22 protein-coding genes are annotated in these 20198 nt (G+C 61.3%); 10 read left to right on the top strand and 12 right to left on the bottom strand.

Translation table 11 applies throughout. From position 1 onward, the window contains the following. Positions 1 to 62: 62 nt before the first annotated feature. Both J2Y86_RS30135 and J2Y86_RS30130 read right to left on the bottom strand, forming a co-directional pair. Positions 63 to 1028: an ABC transporter substrate-binding protein gene (locus J2Y86_RS30135; RefSeq protein WP_253440034.1), complete on the bottom strand. Its 966-nt coding sequence runs from the start codon at positions 1026 to 1028 to the stop codon at positions 63 to 65. A 79-nt stretch (positions 1029 to 1107) separates the two neighbouring features. Then, positions 1108 to 2541 carry an amino acid permease gene (locus tag J2Y86_RS30130; protein WP_253440031.1) on the bottom strand — a complete coding sequence of 478 codons (1434 nt, stop codon included), beginning with the start codon at positions 2539 to 2541 and terminating at the stop codon, positions 1108 to 1110. 348 nt (positions 2542 to 2889) lie between these two features. On the opposite strand from J2Y86_RS30130, the gene J2Y86_RS30125 reads away from it, so the two are divergent. The 4 genes from J2Y86_RS30125 to J2Y86_RS30110 all read left to right on the top strand — a co-directional run bounded on the left by J2Y86_RS30125 (position 2890) and on the right by J2Y86_RS30110 (position 6323). Beyond that, a complete protein-coding gene (locus J2Y86_RS30125; protein ID WP_253440028.1) occupies positions 2890 to 4308 on the top strand; it encodes a PLP-dependent aminotransferase family protein in 1419 nt (472 codons plus the stop codon). 4 nt (positions 4309 to 4312) lie between these two features. Next, positions 4313 to 5557 carry an NAD(P)/FAD-dependent oxidoreductase gene (locus J2Y86_RS30120; protein ID WP_253440025.1) on the top strand — a complete coding sequence of 415 codons (1245 nt, stop codon included), beginning with the start codon at positions 4313 to 4315 and terminating at the stop codon, positions 5555 to 5557. 28 nt (positions 5558 to 5585) lie between these two features. Beyond that, positions 5586 to 5939, top strand: coding sequence for a RidA family protein (locus J2Y86_RS30115; protein WP_253440022.1), 354 nt, complete (start codon positions 5586 to 5588; stop codon positions 5937 to 5939). A gap of 66 nt (positions 5940 to 6005) precedes the next feature. Further along, entirely contained in the window at positions 6006 to 6323 is a 318-nt protein-coding gene (locus J2Y86_RS30110) for a DUF2388 domain-containing protein (protein WP_253440019.1), read from the top strand. Positions 6324 to 6392: 69 nt separating this feature from the next. Here J2Y86_RS30110 and J2Y86_RS30105 read toward each other — a convergent pair whose 3' ends face one another. Together J2Y86_RS30105 and J2Y86_RS30100 are read right to left on the bottom strand one after the other, a co-directional pair. Beyond that, a complete protein-coding gene (locus J2Y86_RS30105; protein WP_253440016.1) occupies positions 6393 to 7322 on the bottom strand; it encodes a pyridoxal-phosphate dependent enzyme in 930 nt (309 codons plus the stop codon). Between the two features lie 102 nt (positions 7323 to 7424). Then, the gene (locus tag J2Y86_RS30100) at positions 7425 to 8216 is read right to left on the bottom strand and encodes an SDR family NAD(P)-dependent oxidoreductase (RefSeq protein ID WP_253440013.1); all 792 of its coding nucleotides are present in this window, start codon (positions 8214 to 8216) and stop codon (positions 7425 to 7427) included. A gap of 123 nt (positions 8217 to 8339) precedes the next feature. On the opposite strand from J2Y86_RS30100, the gene J2Y86_RS30095 reads away from it, so the two are divergent. Both J2Y86_RS30095 and J2Y86_RS30090 read left to right on the top strand, forming a co-directional pair. Then, on the top strand, positions 8340 to 9278 hold the full coding sequence (locus J2Y86_RS30095; RefSeq protein WP_253440010.1) for a GlxA family transcriptional regulator: 939 nt from the start codon (positions 8340 to 8342) through the stop codon (positions 9276 to 9278). 49 nt (positions 9279 to 9327) lie between these two features. Next, positions 9328 to 9987: a methyltransferase family protein gene (locus J2Y86_RS30090; RefSeq protein ID WP_253440007.1), complete on the top strand. Its 660-nt coding sequence runs from the start codon at positions 9328 to 9330 to the stop codon at positions 9985 to 9987. 179 nt (positions 9988 to 10166) lie between these two features. On the opposite strand, the gene J2Y86_RS30085 is transcribed toward J2Y86_RS30090, so the two are convergent. From J2Y86_RS30085 to J2Y86_RS30065, 5 genes are all read right to left on the bottom strand, one after another. Continuing rightward, positions 10167 to 10835, bottom strand: coding sequence for an HAD-IA family hydrolase (locus tag J2Y86_RS30085; RefSeq protein WP_253440003.1), 669 nt, complete (start codon positions 10833 to 10835; stop codon positions 10167 to 10169). A 130-nt stretch (positions 10836 to 10965) separates the two neighbouring features. Then, positions 10966 to 11373, bottom strand: a complete 408-nt coding sequence (locus tag J2Y86_RS30080) for a response regulator (protein WP_253439999.1) — start codon at positions 11371 to 11373, stop codon at positions 10966 to 10968. A gap of 255 nt (positions 11374 to 11628) precedes the next feature. Then, on the bottom strand, positions 11629 to 11889 hold the full coding sequence (locus J2Y86_RS30075) for a pentapeptide MXKDX repeat protein (protein WP_253439996.1): 261 nt from the start codon (positions 11887 to 11889) through the stop codon (positions 11629 to 11631). A 52-nt stretch (positions 11890 to 11941) separates the two neighbouring features. Further along, positions 11942 to 12721 (bottom strand): molybdopterin-dependent oxidoreductase, encoded by a 780-nt coding sequence (locus tag J2Y86_RS30070; RefSeq protein ID WP_253439994.1) that lies wholly within the window; start codon positions 12719 to 12721, stop codon positions 11942 to 11944. After that, complete coding sequence (locus J2Y86_RS30065; RefSeq protein ID WP_253439991.1) at positions 12718 to 13326, bottom strand: cytochrome b/b6 domain-containing protein; 609 nt, start codon at positions 13324 to 13326, stop codon at positions 12718 to 12720. Before J2Y86_RS30065 ends, J2Y86_RS30070 begins: the two co-directional genes overlap by 4 nt. 194 nt (positions 13327 to 13520) lie before the next feature. Here J2Y86_RS30065 and J2Y86_RS30060 point away from each other — a divergent pair, with 194 nt between their 5' ends. Next, positions 13521 to 14462, top strand: a complete 942-nt coding sequence (locus J2Y86_RS30060) for a class I SAM-dependent methyltransferase (RefSeq protein ID WP_253439988.1) — start codon at positions 13521 to 13523, stop codon at positions 14460 to 14462. Between the two features lie 216 nt (positions 14463 to 14678). Here the strand turns inward: J2Y86_RS30060 and J2Y86_RS30055 are convergent, their stop codons facing one another. Then, a complete protein-coding gene (locus tag J2Y86_RS30055) occupies positions 14679 to 15452 on the bottom strand; it encodes a helix-turn-helix transcriptional regulator (RefSeq protein WP_253439985.1) in 774 nt (257 codons plus the stop codon). Between the two features lie 111 nt (positions 15453 to 15563). On the opposite strand from J2Y86_RS30055, the gene J2Y86_RS30050 reads away from it, so the two are divergent. Together J2Y86_RS30050 and J2Y86_RS30045 are read left to right on the top strand one after the other, a co-directional pair. Further along, entirely contained in the window at positions 15564 to 16667 is a 1104-nt protein-coding gene (locus J2Y86_RS30050; RefSeq protein ID WP_253439983.1) for a polyamine ABC transporter substrate-binding protein, read from the top strand. 164 nt (positions 16668 to 16831) lie between these two features. Continuing rightward, positions 16832 to 17950: a DmpA family aminopeptidase gene (locus J2Y86_RS30045; RefSeq protein WP_253439981.1), complete on the top strand. Its 1119-nt coding sequence runs from the start codon at positions 16832 to 16834 to the stop codon at positions 17948 to 17950. Here the strand turns inward: J2Y86_RS30045 and J2Y86_RS30040 are convergent. Beyond that, positions 17907 to 18554, bottom strand: a complete 648-nt coding sequence (locus J2Y86_RS30040; RefSeq protein ID WP_253439978.1) for an NAD(P)H-dependent oxidoreductase — start codon at positions 18552 to 18554, stop codon at positions 17907 to 17909. The genes J2Y86_RS30045 and J2Y86_RS30040 overlap by 44 nt on opposite strands. Before the next feature lie 86 nt (positions 18555 to 18640). Here J2Y86_RS30040 and J2Y86_RS30035 point away from each other — a divergent pair, with 86 nt between their 5' ends. Then, positions 18641 to 19282, top strand: coding sequence for a TetR/AcrR family transcriptional regulator (locus J2Y86_RS30035; RefSeq protein WP_253439975.1), 642 nt, complete (start codon positions 18641 to 18643; stop codon positions 19280 to 19282). Between the two features lie 232 nt (positions 19283 to 19514). Here J2Y86_RS30035 and J2Y86_RS30030 read toward each other — a convergent pair whose 3' ends face one another. After that, complete coding sequence (locus tag J2Y86_RS30030) at positions 19515 to 20132, bottom strand: TetR/AcrR family transcriptional regulator (RefSeq protein WP_253439972.1); 618 nt, start codon at positions 20130 to 20132, stop codon at positions 19515 to 19517. Between the last annotated feature and the right edge of the window lie 66 nt (positions 20133 to 20198).

Genomic DNA, 20198 nt, shown 5'->3' with positions numbered 1-20198 from the left:
ACTTGTACAGTCCTTCGATCCGCACCAGTGGAGTCGATTCAGCCATGAGTCAGGTCCTCGTTTCAGGCAAAGGCCTGACTGAAATCACGGGCTGGATGTTCGAACGGCCCGATGAGGTTGCCCTTTTCGTCGCGGTCCACACCGATGCGCGGGTCCTTGGACGGCGGCACCAGGTAGTCGGGGTTCTTGATCCCGTACTTGGCGAGGACCGGTTTGATCTGGTCGGTGGATTTCAACCAGCGCAGGCCCTGATTGATGCCATCGAACAAGTCCTGATGCTGCGGATGAACGCCCCAGATCGCCTCGAACTTGGCGGTCAGGCTGGGGAATTTTTCATCGTAGGCCATGGGGATCTGTTTGAGCTTGAGGCTCGGGTCCTGAAGGATCATGTAGTCGATGGTCGGCGCATCCAGGACGGCAAAATCCAGGCGTCCGGCGCGCACGTCGCGCAGGCAGGAGTCGGTGTTGTCGTAGAGCTTGACCTCCTTGACGCCCTGGATTTTCTTCATGTCCGGGATAGTGAAATAACCGGTGATGGCGCCGATGGTGCGGCCCTTCACGTCGTTCACGGTGATGGAGTCGGTGAACGGCTCACTTTCACGCATGATCACGTAGGCACCGGTGTAGAACACCGGGTCGGTCAACAGCAGGATCTTCGAGCGCATCGGGTTCCAGGCGAAGTTGCCGCCGAACCAGTCGGCGCGGCCCGACCTCACCGCTTCGACCACCGCCGGGAAACCCATGGTCAGCACATCGAGCTTGAGTTCGAGGCGGTCGGCGATGAGCTTCAGCAATTCCAGATCGGTGCCGATGGGCACACCGTCACGCATTGCGCCCAGGGGCATGTCGCCCAGGCACGCAGCGGTCAGATAGCCGGGGCGCACGGTCTTGATCGGTTCTCCGGCCGCGAAGGCGAAGGACATCGGCCCCATCGCGCTACCCACCAAAGCGGCCAACGAACCGTAGCCAGTGGCTTTGAGCAGGCCACGTCGAGAGAAACCCTGGGTATCAAACTTGAAATCGGACATAGATCACCTATTGGGCAAATTATTGTTGTTGACCGGTACAAGCCTTGCCGCCGTCCGTGGCCCGAGTTCCCTGAACGTTTCACGACCGCGTCGGCAAGCCCGCCAGGATGTCGCTGGCATTGACGTGGGGTTTGTGGGCTGACTGGCGACGGCGCTTGAGCAACAGGTAAGCGGCGGACACCACACCAAGGCTGACGAGGCTGGCCAGGAACTGTGTGCGCAAGGATTCCTGGAAGGCCATGGCGACCAAAACACCCGCAATCACGGCTACCACAGCATAGGACAGCCACGGAAACAGCCACATCTTGAGGGTCAGTCGGGACGGTGCCGTGGCTTCGACCTGACGGCGAACCTTGATCTGCGCCAGCGCCACGGCGAGGTACACAAACAGCATGACCGCACCGGAAGCGTTGACCAGAAACAGGAACACGCCTTCGGGAGAAATGATCGCGGCCATGATCGCGATGTAGCCGATCACGCTGCTGAGCAGCACGGCGGCCCGCGGCACTTTGCGCCCGGTGAGGGTCGACAGTTTCGCTGGTGCGTCGCCGCGTTGACTGAGGCCGAACAGAATTCGCGAGGACACGTACAGCCCGGAATTCAGCGCCGACAGCACGGCCACCAGCACCACCGCCTGCATGATCATCGCCGCGCCGGGAATGCGCATGACCTCCAGCGCCGCCACGAACGGCGAATGCCCGGCCACGATCTGACCCCACGGCACCACGCAGACAATCAGGAAAATCGTGCCGACATAAAAGGTGATGACGCGGAAGATCACCGAACGGGTCATGTTCGCCACGTTCTTCGAAGGATCGTCGGATTCAGCGGCCGCGATGGTCGCGATCTCGGCACCACCCACGGCGAAAATCACCGTCGGCACACCGGCCAGAATCGCGCTGACGCCGTAAGGCATGAAGCCGCGGTCGTTCACCAGATTACCCAGCAGATCGTTGGTACTCGGTGCGAAACCGAAGAGGTAGGCGCCGACCACAAAGATGAAGACGATGATCGCGAACACTTTCAATGAAGCGAACCAGTACTCGAATTCGCCATAGGACTTCACCGACAGGCAATTGATGGCGGTCATGATTGCCAACAGGCTCAGGCCGATCATCCACGCCGGCAACGGAATCCATTGCTCAAGAATGTTGGCGCCGACCACCGCTTCCACCGCCACCACGATCACCCAGAAATACCAGTACAACCAGCCGCTGGTGAAACCGACCCAATTGCCCAGGCCGATCCGGGCGTACTCGGTAAAAGAGCCGACGCCGGGCAATGCCACGGCCATTTCGCCGAGCATGCGCATGACCAGCATTACCACGATGCCGGCCGCGAGATAACTGAGGAAGGCTGCAGGGCCAATCGCCTGAATCGTTGCGCTACTGCCGACAAACAGGCCGGCGCCAATGATCCCGCCGAGGGAAATCATGGTGATGTGGCGCTGACGCAAAGCGCCGCTCAGGCGTTGCTGGCCGGGTTTTGTCTCGGTTGGGTGGGCATTGCTCATTGGATGACCTCCGCGTGCTGGGGTGGGGTCGCTCGACCGGATAATTTCATCGAAGAATGTGTGCGAGGGGGACAACACACCGGATATCCTGTGCCGCCCGCTGGCAGGCAGAAATGTCGGTGGTGTCGGTGCGCCAAGGGCGAACCCGGCTGGAAGGTGTTGATAGTCATGTGCGTACCCGTTGGGCTGAGCATGGCAGCCATTTTCTTATTGTGTTGCATGACAAGCATTACAACTCACACACTAATCACGGTTTTTTAGCTTGTCAATGGGCCTTGTATCGGATAAAAAGCAATACAAATTTGCTTATTGTCTTGCCGCAAGCATGACAAGCAGGGATAAAGCACCATGAGTCAATTCGAACAACTGCTGGACGAGCTCAAGGCCAGTGCGGCCTTGCAGCGTGATAAAGCGGAAACCCTTTACGCCCAATTGGCGGATTCACTGGCCGAGGCGATCGGCAACGGCAAGCTGAAACCGGGCGAGCGTTTGCCGCCCCACCGTGAGTTCGCCAGCGCATTGGGGGTGAACATCACCACCGTGACCAAAGCCATGGCCGTGCTGCAACAGAAAGGCCTGGTGGAAAGCCGCCCCGGGCGCGGCACTCAAGTCGCGCAGCTTCGACATCCGGCGGCGCAGTTCCAGTCGGCACCGAGCAACGACCCGGGCACGGTCGACCTGAGCGTCAACCGCCCCGCCACCGATGGTTTCAATCGGGTGCTGGCGCAGTTGCTGCCGCGTCTTTCCAGTGATCCGCGTTTTGGCGACATGAAGGACTATCACCCGTCCGAAGGCCCGCTGTGGGCCCGCGAAGCCGCCGCGCAATGGTTGCGCCACACCGGCGTGCAGGCCGAAGCCTCGCAGATGCTGATCGTCGAAGGCGCCCAGCACGGCATCGCCAGCACGTTGCGCAGCCTGACCAACAGTGGCGACACCGTGCTGGCCGACAGCGTCACCTATCAAGGCATCAATGCCCTCTGCCGCTCGCTGGGCCTGATCCTGGTCGGCGTCGATGCGGATGCCCGTGGCATGTCGCCCGAAGCGTTACGCCAGGCCTGCGCTGAACATCAGCCACGGCTGCTGTTCCTGGTGCCGTCGATTCACAACCCGACCGCCCTCACCCTGGACACCGAACGCCGCGAAGCGCTGGCGGCGGTGATCCGGGAGACCAACCTGCTGGTGATCGAAGACGATGTGTATCGACCGCTGCTCGATCAATCGCCTCCACCCTTCGCGGCATTGATGCCGGAGCGGACGATCTACATTTCCGCCCTGTCCAAATGCATCGCGCCGGGGTTGCGCATGGGGTTTGTCATGGCACCGCAGCCGTTGGTGCAAGACATCGCCGCCATGCAGCGCATCGATTGCTGGAGCACCTCGCCGCTGACCGCGCTGATTGCCACCCGGCTGATCGAGGACGGTCACGCCGATCAACTGGTGGCGGAACAGCGCGAAGAATTGCGCATCCGCCAGGCATTGCTCGCCACTCACCTTGAAGGCCTGGAATTCCAGCACAGCGCCACCGGCACCCACGCCTGGCTGATGCTGCCGGAACCCTGGACCGGGTCGCGTTTTGCCCGTCTGTGCCAGGACCGTGGCGTGGTGTTGCTGGCCGGTGGTGCCTTCACCTTGCGCCCGGAACTCTCGCCGCAAGCGGTGCGCATCAACATCTCGGCTGCTCTGTCACGCGAGCATCTGATCAAAGCCCTGGGCGTTATCAGCCAACTGGCACGCCAGGGTCACCTCTACATGCACAACCGGATCTGAGGACATGACACAACCCGTTCATTGCGAAATTGCCGTTATCGGCGCCGGCGTTGTCGGCGTTGCCACTGCCCTGTGGCTGCGTCGCCAGGGTTACCAGGTGTTGTTGCTGGAGCGCGAGGCGATTGCCGCCGGTGCGTCCTATGGCAATGCCGGCACGCTCGCGCCTTATGGCGTGATGCCGATTGCCCAGCCATCGTTGCTGGGGGCGATTCCGTCGCTGCTGTTTTCGAAAGAGTCGCCCTTCGTCATCAACTGGGCGCGCCTGCCCCGGTTGATGCCCTGGCTGTTGCGGTTTCTCAATGAATGCCGGGCCTCGCGTTGCGAAGCCAACACCCTGGCGCTGAGCAACATCCTCCAGCACACCTACAGCGGTTATGCGCCGTTGCTGGCGGACTGTCCGCAGGCCGATCAGCATTTGCGCCACAACGGTTGCATCTACGCCTACGGAACGGAGCAAGGGTTTGCTGGCGCCCAGGCATCCATCGAGTTGCGCCGTTCCCTGGGCATTGCGCAGCAAGTGTTGAACGCCGCGGATGTCGAACAGCTTGAGCCCGCGCTGGCCGGCAAAGCCGTGGCCGGGATTCTGTTTCCCGAGTCGTCGCACATGGATGACCCGCGAGCCTTCATCGAGGCGTTGGCGGCACCACTGATTGCCGAAGGCGCCTTGCATCAGGCTACGATCACCGGCGTGCAACGCCAGCCCGACGGCCTGCAGCTGCTGAGCGCCGAAGGCCAGATCTATCGCGCGGATCGCGTCGTGTTGTGTGGCGGCGCCTGGTCGGCGGCGCTGGCGCGGCAGGTCGGGGATCACATTCCACTGGATACCGAGCGCGGCTACCACATCGAATTCGACCTGCAAGACACCCTGCTCAACCGCCCCTGCTGCCCGGTGGAAAGCGCGTTCTACATGACGCCCATGGCCGGACGCCTGAGGGTGGCGGGCACGGTGGAACTGGGCTCGATCAACGACCCGGCCAATCCGCAGCGTTTTGATTATCTGGAGCGCCACGTGCGCCGGGTCATGGGCCTGACCGCTCCGGTCGCGCGCAAGTGGCTCGGGTTCCGTCCGTCATTGCCTGACTCATTGCCGGTCATCGGCCCGTCGCCGAACGAGCCGCGAATGATCTACGCCTTCGGCCATCAGCACCTGGGCCTGACGCTGGCCGGGGCCACCGGCCAGTTGGTCGCCGACTGCATCGCCGGCAAGGCACCGTCATGGCTGGACAGTTTTTCCGTGCAACGCTTCTGAGCGACGTCATTCCACAGGAGAACCCTTGATGCAAACCATCGCGCGCAAACACACCAATCAACGCATGAGCCAGATTGTCATCCACGGCGACACGGTGTACCTCGCCGGCCAGGTGGGCGACCCCCGCCATTCGGTCGCCGACCAGACCCGCGACGCGCTGGCGCGGGTGGATGCCTTGCTGGTCGAGGCCGGTTCGAGCCGGGAACACCTGCTGCAAACCACCATCTGGCTGGCCGACATGGCGGATTTCGAAGCGATGAACGCCGTGTGGGATGCCTGGATTCCGGCTGGGCACGCACCGGCCCGCGCGTGTGGCGAGGCACGACTGGCGGATCCGCGGCTGCTGGTCGAAGTGATAGTTTGTGCCGCAAGGAACTCCTGACGGTCGCCGCATATCCTAAACTGTGTGGTACTTCCTTTACGCTTCATGCTTTCGGAGGACACCGTCATGCGCCGCCTGATCATTATCTCTTCCCTTGTGTTGTGCTTACCCTTCGGCTCGGCTTTCGCGAAAGTGGATGCGGGCGATGTGGCCACGTCGGCCGGGGTTTCCGCTTCGCTGTACTCGACCTTCAAGGACGACAAACTCATGATTCCCGCCCGGGATGACGCCTCCAGCTTCGTGGCCAGTGGCGGTGCGATTCGTGGCGTGTACCTGGAGTCGGTCATGAAGCAGATCCGCCAGGACAATCCCGGACTGAACGCCAGCGACGAAGACCTGGCCAGAGCCATTCTCGTCCAGGAAGGCGCCGCTGCCGGACAATGACGGCGGAAACAGTCGCGGTGGGGCTTGTGACACCTGGACAGGCGTTCGCAGCCCTGCTTCGCTTTTCGTCTACTTCGCGCCTGGCGCGGATGCACGCGCCCATCCGGCAACGAGTTGTGCACTGATGCTGACGCCACCGCACACCACGATCACCACGTCATGGGCCTCGGCAATCGCCGGGTGGTCCAGATAACCGACGGCCAACGAAACACCGCACGCCGGTTCAACCAGCTGCCGCAAATCGCTGGCGTAACGCACCACGCCCATGATCGCTTCGTCATCGCCGAGCACCACGCACTCGTGAGGAAAATCGAGGATGTGCGCGACTGGCCAGGCGGCCACTTGAGCTGCGCCAAGCGAGGTGGCCACGGTGTCGATGCGCGGAAGCCTGACGGGATGCCCGGCCTTGATCGCGGCCGCAAATGACGCCGCGCCTTCGGTTTCGCAGGCGACGATGCGGCAATCCATGCGGCCATGCCGGATCAATCCGGTGAGAAGGCCTGCCAGCAAACCACCGCCCCCCACCGACGTCACGAGCGTATCGACTTGAGGACAGTCCTCGAGAATCTCATCGATCATCGTGCTGTGGCCCTCCCACAACACCGGATGGTCGAAGGCCGGCACGTATTCGGTGTCCGCCCCTTGTGAAAGCTCCTTCGCCCGCTGATTGGCGTCGTCCCAGACCTTGCCGTGAACGATCACGTCGGCGCCGGTTTTGCGAATCCTCGCGCGCGTGCTTTCCGGGGTGGTGTGCGGCACCACGATGCAGGCTTGCAACCCCAGGCTGGCCGCCGCGACAGCGGTGGCAAAACCGGCGTTGCCCCCCGAAGGACAGACCACCTTGCGCTTGCCCTCGGCCTTTGCCTGGGTGCACAACAATCCCATGCCACGCAGTTTGAACGAGCCGCTGGGTTGCAGGTTTTCCAGCTTGAGCCAGATCCGCCGCGTGGCGGTCGACAAGCCCGGGTGCAGGATCAGGGGGGTTCTGATGTGAAGCATGGTGGACTCCTCGGACGCACACCGACCTGTTGGGTTCTTCAACAAGTCGGTGTTGAACGGTCCTTATCCAAGCTTAGATCACCCAGGCCCGAGCTTGCCGTTTCAGCGATAACGCGGTGCCGCCGCCGAGTTGCCGAACAAGCCTGACAGGGTCTTGCGCTGCGCTTCGTAACGGTCCCACTGCGAGCCGTCGTGCAGGCCCGGAATCGTCACCACTTCTCCATTCGCCAGCCCGGCCAGTGCGGCATCGACCATGTCCTCGGCGCTCATGACGATTTCCTGCGGCAGGTTTTCCACCGGGTTGCCGGCCTCACTCCAGAAATCGGTGGCGGTGGCGCCCGGCAATACGGCCTGAATGCGAAGGCCTTTGTCGGCCAGTTCATGGTGCATGGATTGGCTCAGCCCCAGAACGAACGCCTTGGTCCCGCCGTACACGCCATTGAGGATTTCCGGGGCGATCGCCACGATCGAGGAGATGTTGATCACGGTGCCGTTACCCCGGGCGACGAAGCCGGGCGCCACCGCATAGGCCAAACGCGTGAGTGCGGTGACGTTGAGGGTGATCATGTCTTCCATGTCATCCACCGGGCTGCCCAGCAGCGGCATGACCGCACCGACCCCGGCGTTGTTGACCAGCAAGGTGATGCTGGCGTCGGTGCGCAGAATCCCTTCGACCCGGCGCAGATCGGCCTTGTCTTTCAGATCGGCAGCGACGACTTCCACGGCACGACCGGTCTCGTTGCTCAGGTGATTGGCCAGGGCGTTCAGTTTGGCCTGGCTGCGGGCGACCAGAATCAGGTCGTAACCCTGACGCGCGAGACGATCGGCATAGACCGCGCCGATGCCGGATGAGGCGCCCGTGATCAGGGCGGTGCCTTTGGATGAGAGAGCCATGTTCAGTGTCCTTCACAGTGAGGCGAGGTGTTCGCCGGGTGTGACTGTTATAAATGGACTGACGCTCGTCTCAAATGACGTTTAAAGTACGCTTTTAGGACATGTCCTTTTGAGGGCCTTTCGATGACTTCCGTGGCGTTTGTGGTGTTTGAGGGTTTCCAGTCCATGGCGCTGGCGGCCATGCCGGTGTTCGAGTACGCCAACTTCAGCGCCGGCGAAGCGCTTTACGACGTCAGCGTACTGTCCGAGGACGGCCGCACCTTGCGTGCTTCCGGGGGGTTGAGTGTCGGCACCCAGGCGTTCGATGAGCGGGTGTTCGATACGGTGATCGTGGTCGGCGGCGATGCCATTCTCGAACAGGCGCCCGAGGGTGTGCTGGATTACGTGCGCGCCAGCGTTAAAACCGCGCGGCGCACGGCGTCGATTTGCTCCGGGGCGTTCGTCCTGGCCCAGGCCGGTTTGCTCGAGGGACGGCGGGCGACCACACACTGGGCTTATGCACGGGAACTGCAAGCGCGGTTTCCTGCGATCAAGGTGGAAGAGGACCGCATTTACGTGATTGACGGATCGATCTGGACTTCCGCCGGGATGACCGCTGGTATCGACCTGGCGCTGGCGATGGTCGAAAAGGATCACGGCCCCGAACTCGCCCGCTCCGTGGCGCAAAAACTGGTGATGTATCACCGGCGTGCGGGCGGCCAGTCCCAGCATTCGGCACTGCTGGAACTGGAGCCGAAATCCGACCGCATCCAGACCGTGCTCGGCTATGCCCGGGAGCATCTCGCCGAGGCGTTGTCGGTGGAACAACTGGCGGGAGTGGCGCGCCTCAGCCCGCGTCAGTTCAGCCGGGCGTTTAGAGCCGAAACCGGCCAGTCGCCGGCCAAGGCCGTTGAAAACCTGCGCCTGGAAGCGGCACGACAGATGCTGGAACGCGGACGATTGAACCTCGATCAGATCGCCACCGAAGCCGGCTTCAGTGATCGCCGGCGTATGCGTGAAGCGTTTCTTCGGGCGTTCGGGCAGCCGCCGCAGGTGATTCGGCGCAATGCGCGTTCTGCCTGACGCGCAGCTCCTACAATGAGGGGTGTCAGATTCACGTTTGGAGTTATGGATGAAAATCTCGGCCAGACTGGCGTTTTTCGCCATCGTGAGCACCCTCGCCTACCTTGGGCTCGCTGTGTGGGGGTTAGGCGGGTTTGCCGCGTTTTTCTCCCATGCCGCGCTGGTGGTCGTTGCCCTGGCGACCCTGGTGATGGCGATCGCGTCGCTGTTCACCGAAGTCAATCTCAGCTCGGGCGAACGGGAAGACCGGGCCAATCGCTGGGTGCTGCCGGCCTTCGGGGTGATCGGGACAGTGAGCGGTTTTTTACCGGCCTACACCGACCGGATCGATGTCTGGACCTTCGGTGGCGAAGGCGTGCGCTGGCTCGGGGCGTTGCTGTTCATCGTCGGCGGCGTATTGCGCCTGTGGCCGGTGTTTGTGCTGGGCAAGCGTTTCAGCGGTCTGGTGGCCATTCAACCGGGGCACCGACTGGTCACCGACGGGATTTATCGAACGTTGCGCAACCCCAGTTATCTGGGGATGTTGGTCATTGCCCTGGGTTGGGCGCTGGCTTTTCGTTCCGGCGTCGGCCTGTTGCTGGCAGCACTGACGGTGATCCCGCTGATCGCCCGCATTCACGCCGAAGAAGCGCTGCTGCGTGCGCAGTTTGGTGGTGAATATGAGGCGTATTGCAGCCGCAGCTGGCGGTTGATTCCCGGTGTGTACTGAAGAAACCCATTCCAAATGTGGGAGCGAACCTTTGTGGCGAGGGGATTTATCCCCGTTGGGCTGCGAAGCGGCCCCAAACCAACAGTCATATTGAATCAGGCACACCGCAGCAACTCTTTTACGACTGCTTCGCAGCCGAACGGGGATAAATCCCCTCGCCACAAAGGCTCGCTCCTACATTAGATCGTGACCAAGCGGATTTGGCCGGTGGAGTCCACTTGGACGGCAACCGAGTCATAACTAACCATCGTCGCATGCGGTGTTTCGATCGGATGTTCATGGGTCGAGGTGATGATCACAAGGTCAGCCCCCGCCGCCTCCGCCGCGAGAATGCCCACCGTGGCATCTTCGAAAATCAGGCAATCGGTCACTTCGACGCCTAACCGTCTGGCCGCCAATCGATAACCCGCCGGATCAGGTTTCCCGGCGCTGACATCTTCCGCCGTGACCATCACCGCCGGTTCGGGAATCCCCGCCGCCACCATCCGTCGCAGCGCCAGCGCCCTGGGCGCAGACGTCACGATGGCCCACTGACTGGCCGGCAGCGACGCCAGGAAGTCCGCCGCCCTGCCTACCTCGACAATCCCCTCGACGTCCTCGATTTCCGCTTGGGTAATCCATGCCGCTTCAGCCTCGGCATCGACACCCGGCAAGCCCTGGCGGTTAACAGTGTCGATGGCCCGGGCGCCATGAATGGTTGGCAGGAAGGACTCGACATCCACCCCGTGACGCAACGCCCAGGTGGTCCAGATGCGCTCGGCGGCGGCGATGGAATTGAGGACGGTGCCGTCCATATCAAACAGAAAGGCGCGATAAGGTTTGTTGAAAACCGAATGTTGAGCTGACAAGGATGAGCTTCCTCTCGCAAGAGCCGGGCAGATTTGTCAGCAATGTACACGACCCGCGCAGGAGCTGCCGCAGGCTGCGATCTTTTGATCTTCGCTTTGAAGGTCAAAAGATCGCAGCCTGCGGCAGCGCCTACAAGGTGCGGCGCGACTTCAGTGCACCTTCCACGCAATCGAGCAATTGCCCCAGCGCCCAGGGTTTCTTGATGAAGGACACTTCATGCCTCACCCCGGAACTCTCCGGCGTTTCGAAGCCGGACATGATCATGATCGGCTTGTCCGGCCAGCGGTCGCCGAACAGATTGGCCAGGTCTGCGCCATTGAGTTTGCCGGGCATGGTGATGTCCGTGAGCAGTAGCCGTACCTCATTGGCGTGCTGCTCCAGGTAATCTGCCGCCGCATCCGCGCTGACCTGCGGTTCAACGACAAAACCCTCCTCCTGAAGAATTTCGCAGAGAAACTCCAGGATCAGCGGGTCATCCTCAACCACAAGAATCAACCCGCCAGGAAGGTGCTCGCCCGCCATCGATTCTGGACACATGACTTTGCCACTCCCTGATTGCCTAATGATTTCGCGGGCTCAAATCCGCTGCTTACAGGTATGAGCAGCGGGCTCGGCGGAAATTCATTTTTGATACACGGCGTCGACGAAATCAGGTGGCTCATACCCTGGAATGCCCCCCCTGCAGGAGCAGAGCTTGCTCGCGAAAGCGGAGTGTCAGGCAACAAAAATGTCGGCTGGCACACCGCTTTCGCGAGCAAGCTCTGCTCCTGCAGGGGAACGCGCTCTATTGGATTACTGCGACATGTTGTCCTTTTTCATGGCGTCCTTCTTCATCTCGTCCTTCTTCATCGAATCCTTGGACATGGCATCTTTCTTCATCGTGTCCTTGCTCATGGTGTCCTTTTTCATCGTGTCTTTTTTCATGGCGTCCTTGGACATTGAGTCTTTGCTCATGCTGTCATTGCTCATGCCGTTGGTTGCTTCGGCGGCGAACACACTGGCAGCGCCCATGGCGAGGCACATGGACAGAACGACGGTGGTCAACTTTTTCATGATGAAACTCCTTGAAGCACAGGTTGTGGGTGGGTGAATTTGTCGGGTGCCGTCAGCTGCCACCGAACCAGTTGTAGCCCTGGTCTTCCCAGTAGCCGCCGCTGTAGGTGTTGCTGACGAAAATCGCCTGGATATGTTTGGGATTTTTGTAGCCGAGCTTGGTAGGCATGCGCAGCTTCATCGGGAAGCCGTATTCACGCGGCAGCACCGCGCCGTCATAAGTCAGCGCCAGCAGGGTTTGTGAGTGCAGCGCAGTGGCCATGTCGATGCTGGTGTAGTAGTCGTCGGCGCATTTGAAGCCAACATACTTCGCGTCGGTATCAGCACCGACCCGTTTCAGGAAATCGCTGAACCGCACACCGCCCCAACGGCCGATCGCGCTCCAGCCTTCGACGCAGATATGCCGGGTGATCTGCTCTTTCTGTGCCATCGCGCGCAACTCTTCGAGACGCCAGCTGCGCTTGTCGGCGACCAGTCCGGTGACTTCCAGTCGATAGCTTTCTTCCTCTACGGTAGGTGCCTCGTCGATGCCGTAAAAGGCATTGAACGGAAACGGCCGGGTGATCATCGACGCCGGATAGGTCGGCGCCAGTGCATTGGGGTTAAACAGCCAGCCCTGCACCCGATCGTTGAACCGCGACATCGACGACAACGCAGTCTCGACGCTGTCGTTGTCGGTGATGTTGCAACCGGACAACATGGCCACGCCGCCGAGGGTCAACCCACGCATCAGGAATGAGCGGCGTGAACGGTCCTCGATCTGTGGCGCAATGATTTTCCGGGCGTCTTTCAGGATGGACGACTCGTCCAGTCCCTCGGTGCGCTTTTTCATACGGACTCCTTGCGACCGACAATCATGGCCAACAGCGTTTTGGGAACGAGCGCGACCATCACCAGATGCACCGCCACAAAGGCCACCAACAGCGCCATCGCGATGAAATGCACATGCCGCGCCGCTTCGTAGCCGCCGAGCAATTCACGCAACAGCGGAAACTGGACGGACTTCCACAACACCAGCCCGGAGATCACCAGCAGCGTGATATCGACCATCACGAACAGGTACGCCAGCCGTTGCACCTGGTTGTAATGATTCAAGTCGGCATGCCCCAGGCGTCCGCGCAACGCGGCCCACAGGTCATGCAAGACACCTTTGGGCGACACCGGGAAAAAGCGCCGTGACAGTCGGCCGCTGGCGAGGTTGATGACCAGGTAGACGAGGCCGTTGATGGCGAGGAACCACATCGCCGCGAAATGCCATTGCAACGCACCGCCGAGCCAGCCGCCCAGCGTGATGCCCTTGGGAAAACTGAAGTCGTAAAGCGGGGAAGCGTTATAGATGCGCCAACCGCTGGTGACCATGACCAGCACGGCGAGTGCGTTCAGCCAATGGGTGAGCCGGAGCCAACGCGGATGGGATGAAGCAGGTATCGGCGACATGATGGGCTCCCGGCGTTTGTTGTTATTCGTTGGAGCCGAGTATGGAAGCCGACAGATCGCCAAATCCTCACGTAAAGTTAAATTAACCGTGATAACTAACCCCCCAATAACCACAGGCTCGCTCCCACAGGGTTTCCGCGTCGCTTGCCAATTGTGGTTAAAATGCCGCCCCCTCAAATCGCCGACCCGACCCGATGAATTCAGAAGCGCTGACCACCCTCCACGACCATCTGCTGACCGCCCTGGCAACGGCCCCCGCAGAAACCCGTCGACTGTTCCACGGTCGCGGTCGCTGCTGGCCGGGGCTGGAGCAACTGACCGTCGACTGGCTGCAGGGCGTGGTGCTGGTGTCGCTGTTCAAGGAGCCTGAAGCGGCGCAACTCGATGAGTTGAAACAGCGGCTGATGGAGATCACCCGTTCACCCGAGTGGACGCAATCCGGCGCGCATACCCTGGCGCTGCAGCATCGTTATCTGCTGCAAAGCACCACCGAATGGCTGGTCGGGGAAGTGATCGAGGACATGACCATCACCGAGGGCGGCCTGCGCTATCGTGTGGACCTGGGTCGCAAGCAGAACACCGGGCTGTTCCTCGACATGCGCTACGGCCGCGATTGGGTGCGCGCCAATGCCCAGGGCAAGCGCGTGTTGAACCTGTTCGCCTACACCTGCGGTTTTTCGGTAGCGGCCATCGAGGGTGGCGCCGAACACGTGGTCAACCTGGACATGTCGAGCCCGGCCCTGAGCCGTGGCCGCGACAATCACCGGCTCAACGGGCATGACCTCGGCAAGGTGACTTTTCTCGGCCACGACCTGTTCAAGTCCTGGGGCAAGGTGATCGGCAAAGGCCCGTATGACTTGGTGATCATCGACCCGCCGTCCTTTCAGAAAGGCAGCTTTTTGCTGACCAAGGATTACCAGCGCGTGCTGCGGCGGTTGCCGGAATTGCTCACGGCGCAGGGCACGGTATTGGCATGCATGAATGACCCGGCGTTCGGTGCGGATTTCCTTATCGAGGGCGTCATGCGTGAAGCGCCGAGCCTGCGGTTTGAGCAGCGGCTGGAGAATCCGCCGGAGTTTCCGGATGCGGATGTCGAGTGCGGGTTGAAGGCGTTGGTGTTCCAGCTCGGGGATTGAGCCCCGTTTTCTGTGAGAGCAAGCTTCTGTGGCGAGGGGATTTGGCGAGACGTCGCACCGCCCCGTTGGGTTGCGAAGCGGCCTTAAACCAGTGACTACGGTGTCTCAGATAAACCGCATTCACCTAATTTGCGACTGCTGCGCAGTCGAACGGGGATAAATCCCCTCGCCACAAAAGCTCGCTCCTACCGGGATCTATAGTTGATCACCCTCGGTTCAACGCGGCTGCAACACCAACGCAAACAACTCCCCATGTCCGTTCACATTGAGCTTGTGATAGACATTGCGCCGATGCACCTTCACCGTTTCCGGCGAGATGCCCAGTTGCTGGGCAATCGCCTTGCTTGAGAAACCCTGAAGAATCAGGCGCGCCGTTTCGATTTCCCTCACCGTCAGACGCGCATCAAAGCGATCCAGCAGGGTCGCCAGATCCCCGGTCACGGCTTCGGCGGCCGGGCCTTCCGGCGGCATCAGTTGCAGGTGACGGCGCATCGCGGCCAACACCCAGTCACGCATACACAGCAGACGACCCTGCTCTTCTAGGGTAAAGCGCGTCGAGCGACCCAGGGACAATCCCAGCACGGCACCGTCGGCATTGATCATGAACTGCAACTCGTCGCCGCCCACCACCGAGCGGAAGTAGCTCAGGTAGTACTCGCTCTGCTGGAACTGGTCGGGGGCCACCGATTCGAGGCTGTGCAAACCGTCGGCGATGCCGGCGCAGGCCGCCTGATAAAACGGATCGAGCAAGTACATGCCGGCGCTGTAACTCGCCAGTTCTTCAGGTTCGTCACCGCTACCCTTGGTGTCGAAATCAATCAGCAGGCGCGGCACTCGCCCAGGCTGCATCACCGCGACCAAGGCGTTGTCCAGCGACACCAGCAGTCGCAGCGTATCGACCAGCGCCCGCCAGAAACCGTCCTGCCCCAACGCGCCAAATACCCGCGCCAGGCTCTGGTGCACCGGCAACTCTTTCAGCAACGCGTCCACGCTCTACCCCTTTCGAGTAACCCATGATGGGAATGGGTGAGTCCCCGGCCCGCCGATACGCTGCAAGCACCTGTTCATCACCGGCCTGCAGCAGGCCAGGAGTGCCGCATCATGAGTCGTCCCCGTCAACAGATCAATCTTGGGCTGAGCGCCTGCCTGTGCGTTTCGCTGTCGGCGGTGGCTGCCGAGGGCCCGACGGTTCACGTCTACAACTGGTATGACTACATCGGCCCCACCACCCTGCACGACTTCAAGCGCGACACCGGAATCGAGCCGGTCTACGACACGTTCGACAGCGCCGAAGTGCTGGAAGGAAAACTGCTCACCAGCCGCAGCGGCTATGACGTGGTGGTGGCCAGCAACTTCAGCCTGCCGACCCTGATCAAGGCGGGCGCCCTCGCGCCCCTGCCCCACGCGCAGATGCCGGATTTCAAAAACATGGACGCTGATCTGTTGGCGAAACTGGCCCACAACGATCCGGGTAATCAGTACGCCGTGCCGTACCTGTGGGGCACCAACGGCATCGGCTACAACATCGACAAAGTTCGCGCCGCGCTGGGCGACAAGGCGCCGGTGGATTCCTGGGAGCTGGTGTTCGACGAAGCCAACCTGGCCAAGCTCGGCCAGTGCGGCGTGGCCATGCTCGACTCGCCGTCCGAGATGCTGCCGGTCGCCCTGCACTACCTTGGCCTGCCACCCAACAGCACCAACCCCGAGGACTACAAGAAGGCTGAAGCGCTGCTGCTGAAACTGCGTCCGCACATCGCCTACTTCAACTCGTCGAAGTTCATCAGCGACCTGGCCAACGGCAACATTTGCGTCGCGGTGGGCTGGTCGGGCGCGATGCTCGAAGCCAAGACCAACGCCGAGCAAGCCAACAACGGCGTGAAGATCGCCTACAGCTTGCCGAAGGAAGGCGCGCCGGTGTGGTTCGACACGCTCGTGTTGCTCAAGGATGCACCGCACCCGCAGCAGGGGCTGGCGTTCATCGATTACTTGATGCGCGCTGATGTGATTGCCCCGGTCAGCGATCACCTCAACTACCCCAACGGCAACCGCAGTGCGACGCCGCTGGTGGCCGAAGCGACCCGCAACAATCCGGCGGTGTACCCGTCCGCGCAAGCCTTGGCCACGTTGTTCACCCTTCAGCCGCTACCGCCGGCCACCGAGCGGGTGCGGACGCGGATCTGGAGCAAAGTCAAAAACGGTCAGTGAACCCACCGCAATACCTGTGGGAGCGGGCTTGCCCGCGAAAGCGGTGTATCAGGCAAAGAGGATGTCGACTGACACGCCGCCTTCGCGAGCAAGCCCGCTCCCACCAGGGTCCGCGTCTAGCCCTGCGATTTTTTTTCTGCCACGAATTGAAGATGAGAGAACCGATGAAACCACGTGCCCGTGACCTGAACCTCCAGTTCGGCCAACTGCAACCTGGCCCGCTCAATGCCATCACCGATGTACCCGGCGTCCGGGTCGGCCACAGCAATGTGCGCGGCCGCAGCGCGAAGGGTCGCGACATCCTGACCGGCATCACCGTGATCGAGCCGCGCGCCGGTTCCACCAGTCAGCACCCGTGCTTCGCCGGCGTGCATGTCCTCAACGGCAACGGTGATGCGACCGGCCTTGAGTGGATTCGCGAAGCCGGCCTGTTGACCAGCCCGATCGCCTTCACCAACACCCACAGCCTGGGCGTAGTGCGCGATGCGTTGATTGTCCTGGACCGTGAACAGCAACCCGACGACGGACGCCTTTACTGGAACATGCCGGTGGTGCTGGAAACCTTCGACGGTTTGCTCAACGACATCAACGGCTTTCACGTGAAGCCCGACCATGTGGCCGAAGCGCTGCGTACGGCAACGGACGGACCGGTGACCGAAGGATCGGTCGGTGGCGGCAGCGGCATGATCTGTCACGAATTCAAGGGCGGCATCGGCACCGCGTCACGCCGTCTGAGCGCTGTTCAGGGCGGCTGGACCGTTGGCGCCATCGTCCAGGCCAACCACGGTATCCGCAACGAATTGCGCGTCGACGGTTATCCGGTCGGGCGCTACATGGAACAGGCTGACTCGCCGTTTCTCAAGGCCTCGTTGCCGCATCCCGGCATGGGTTCGATTGTCGTGTGCCTGGCCACCGATGCGCCGCTGTTGCCGCATCAATGCACCCGCCTCGCCCAGCGCGCCAGCCTCGGCCTCGCGCGCACCGGCGGCGGTAACGAAGACCACAGCGGCGACATCTTCATCGCGTTCGCCACCGGCAACGACGTTCCGCCCGCAGCTTATGAAACCAAGAAAGCGCCGACAACAGACAACCTGAGCATGGTCAACAACGACCACATCAGCGAGTTGTTCCTGGCCGCCACCGAAGCGGTGGAAGAAGCCATCATCAACGCCCTGCTGGCCTCCGACACCGCCGAAAGCAATGGTCATGCGGTGCCGGGACTGGACGCCGAAACGCTGCTCAAAGCCTTGCGTCGGGCCGGTTGGCCGGGCGAACAGGCGTAACGGGATCGGGGTGTCCGGACGCCGTCAGGAGCTTGAGACCCAAGGCTCGTGCGGCGTCCAGATGCACCGCCGGGTCCTGGCTTTCCGACTCGAGGAACAGCTCGGACGTCAGCACCTGAGCACCGCAGTAATCGAAAATGCCGTGGTCGATCTGCGTTCTCATCGCCTCAGTAAAACCGTGTCGATCAAACGTGCCCGCATCGGCACCACCGACACCGATCAGATGCACCCGCATATGCCCGAGTTTTTTCTCCAGGCTGTCCGCCGTGAAATCGAACGCCCAGCCGTTGGTGAACACCCGATCGATCCAGCCTTTGAGAATCGCCGGCATCGACCACCAGTAGACCGGATAGACCAGCACCAAATGGTCGGCGCGGTCGATTCGTGCCTGTTCGGCGATCACATCGGCGGGCGGTGACGCTTCCCGGTGATGCACCGCAAAATCCGCAGCGCCGAACCTCGGTTCGAATCCTTCCGCGAACAGATCGGCAAATTCCACGGTGTTGGCGGGATCGCTGGCGGTCAGGCCTTCAGTGATCCGGCCCGCGAGGCTGTGGGTCAGCGAATCGGGACTGTGATGAGCAACAACGATGAGGGTATGCATGATGGAAACTCCTGATTGAGAGCACAAGGCGAACCTTATATACTCTTGGTAAGTTACAATCAGTAAGTTACTTTTGGTACATAGCCATGTCAACCACCAAAACAATCGCGCCAGATTCCGCCCCACCACCACGTCGACGCCTGTCCCGGGAGGACCGTCTGCGCCAGTTGCTGGACGTCGCCTGGCAACTCGTTCGGGAAGAAGGCACCGACGCGCTGACCCTGGGGCGGCTCGCCGAACAGGCCGGGATCACCAAACCCGTTGTCTACGACCATTTCGCGACACGCCCCGGATTGTTGGCGGCGCTCTATCAAGACTTCGATGCGCGGCAGACTGCGGTCATGGATGCGGCCCTGGAGCGCAGCGAACCGACGCTGGTCGGCACCGCGAAGGTGATCGCCTCGTCATACGTGGACTGCGTTTTGCTGCAAGGCAACGAAATCCCGGGCGTGATCGCTGCGTTAGCCAGTTCGCCCGAACTGGAGAAGATCAAGCGCGAGTATGAAGCGATCTTCCTCGATAAATGCCGATCCGCCCTCGCCCCCTTCGCGGGCTCGGGCGAGATCACGGCAGCGGGTTTGCGGGCGATGCTCGGTGCGGCGGAAGCCTTGTCCCACGCTGCCGCGACGGGCGAAATCAGCGCCGGGCAGGCGCAGGACGAGCTGTTCGAAACCATCGTCGCCATGGTTGAAAGAAGCGCGCGTGGCAAGGCGACTAGCGGTACTTGAGCGCCAAACCCCATCTTCCTACGATGATTATGCGCAGCTGTTTGTTTGCTCAACTCAAGCGGCTGCGCAGTGGTGAGTGATCTGAACCCCTACCAAGCTCACCGCTTGTTTCACGTGCATCTTGAGCCTCAAGGGCTCTACTTCCTCCCCATCAAAGAGCGTTGAGGCTCTTTTTTAGGTGCACGAATGACAGACAACAAAAAGCCCGGCATCTGACCGGGCTTTGTGCTGTTCAGTCGTCGGAAATCGATCGCCACGCCGCTTGTGCAAGCTTGTCCCTGTACACCTTCGGACTGGCTTTTACCCGGCCCGATAACCAGGTCCTGCAATAGTTGTCTGCCTGGCCAATGATCAGCGACAGCATCAATTCCGCGGGAGCACCTTTCAATTCATCGCCTCTGGCCGACGCCGACAGCCATTCCAGCAGTTGCTTGTTGCGCACCTTGTTGCGGGTCGCCAGTTCGTCCTTGAAAGGCCCTTTGGTGACGGCAAATCGCGCGTGGTACTGGAAGCGCGCCCATTCGGGTTGGCTGTCGACCCAATCCACATAACTGTGCACCAGCGCATACACCCCTTCTTGCGTGGTTGTCGCGTCGCTCAAATAGCGGTCGCGCAACCTGGCCTGATCGTCCAGGGCGGTGAAAAACAGCGCGGCCACCAAACCTTCCTTGTTCCCGAAGTGGTGATAAATCGCGCCCACGCTGGTGTCGCATTCGGCGCGAATCATTTCAATGGTCGTGGCCTCGATCCCCTGCTCGTTGAACAGTGCGAGGGCCTTTCGAAAAATATCGCGCTTGAGTTCGGCGCGTCTTCCCGGGTAGCAGCGCTCGAGTAAATCTGACGTTTCCATGCTCAATACAGTCCCAAAAAATCAATGGTGAAGGCAGGTGACGGCCATCGGACAAGTGGGACTAGG

The sequence above is a fragment of the Pseudomonas migulae genome (genome assembly GCF_024169315.1).
Classification (GTDB): Bacteria; Pseudomonadota; Gammaproteobacteria; order Pseudomonadales; family Pseudomonadaceae; genus Aquipseudomonas; species Aquipseudomonas migulae_B.
Note: the sequence above shows the minus strand (reverse complement) of the source record. Positions and strands in the feature narration are given on the sequence as shown.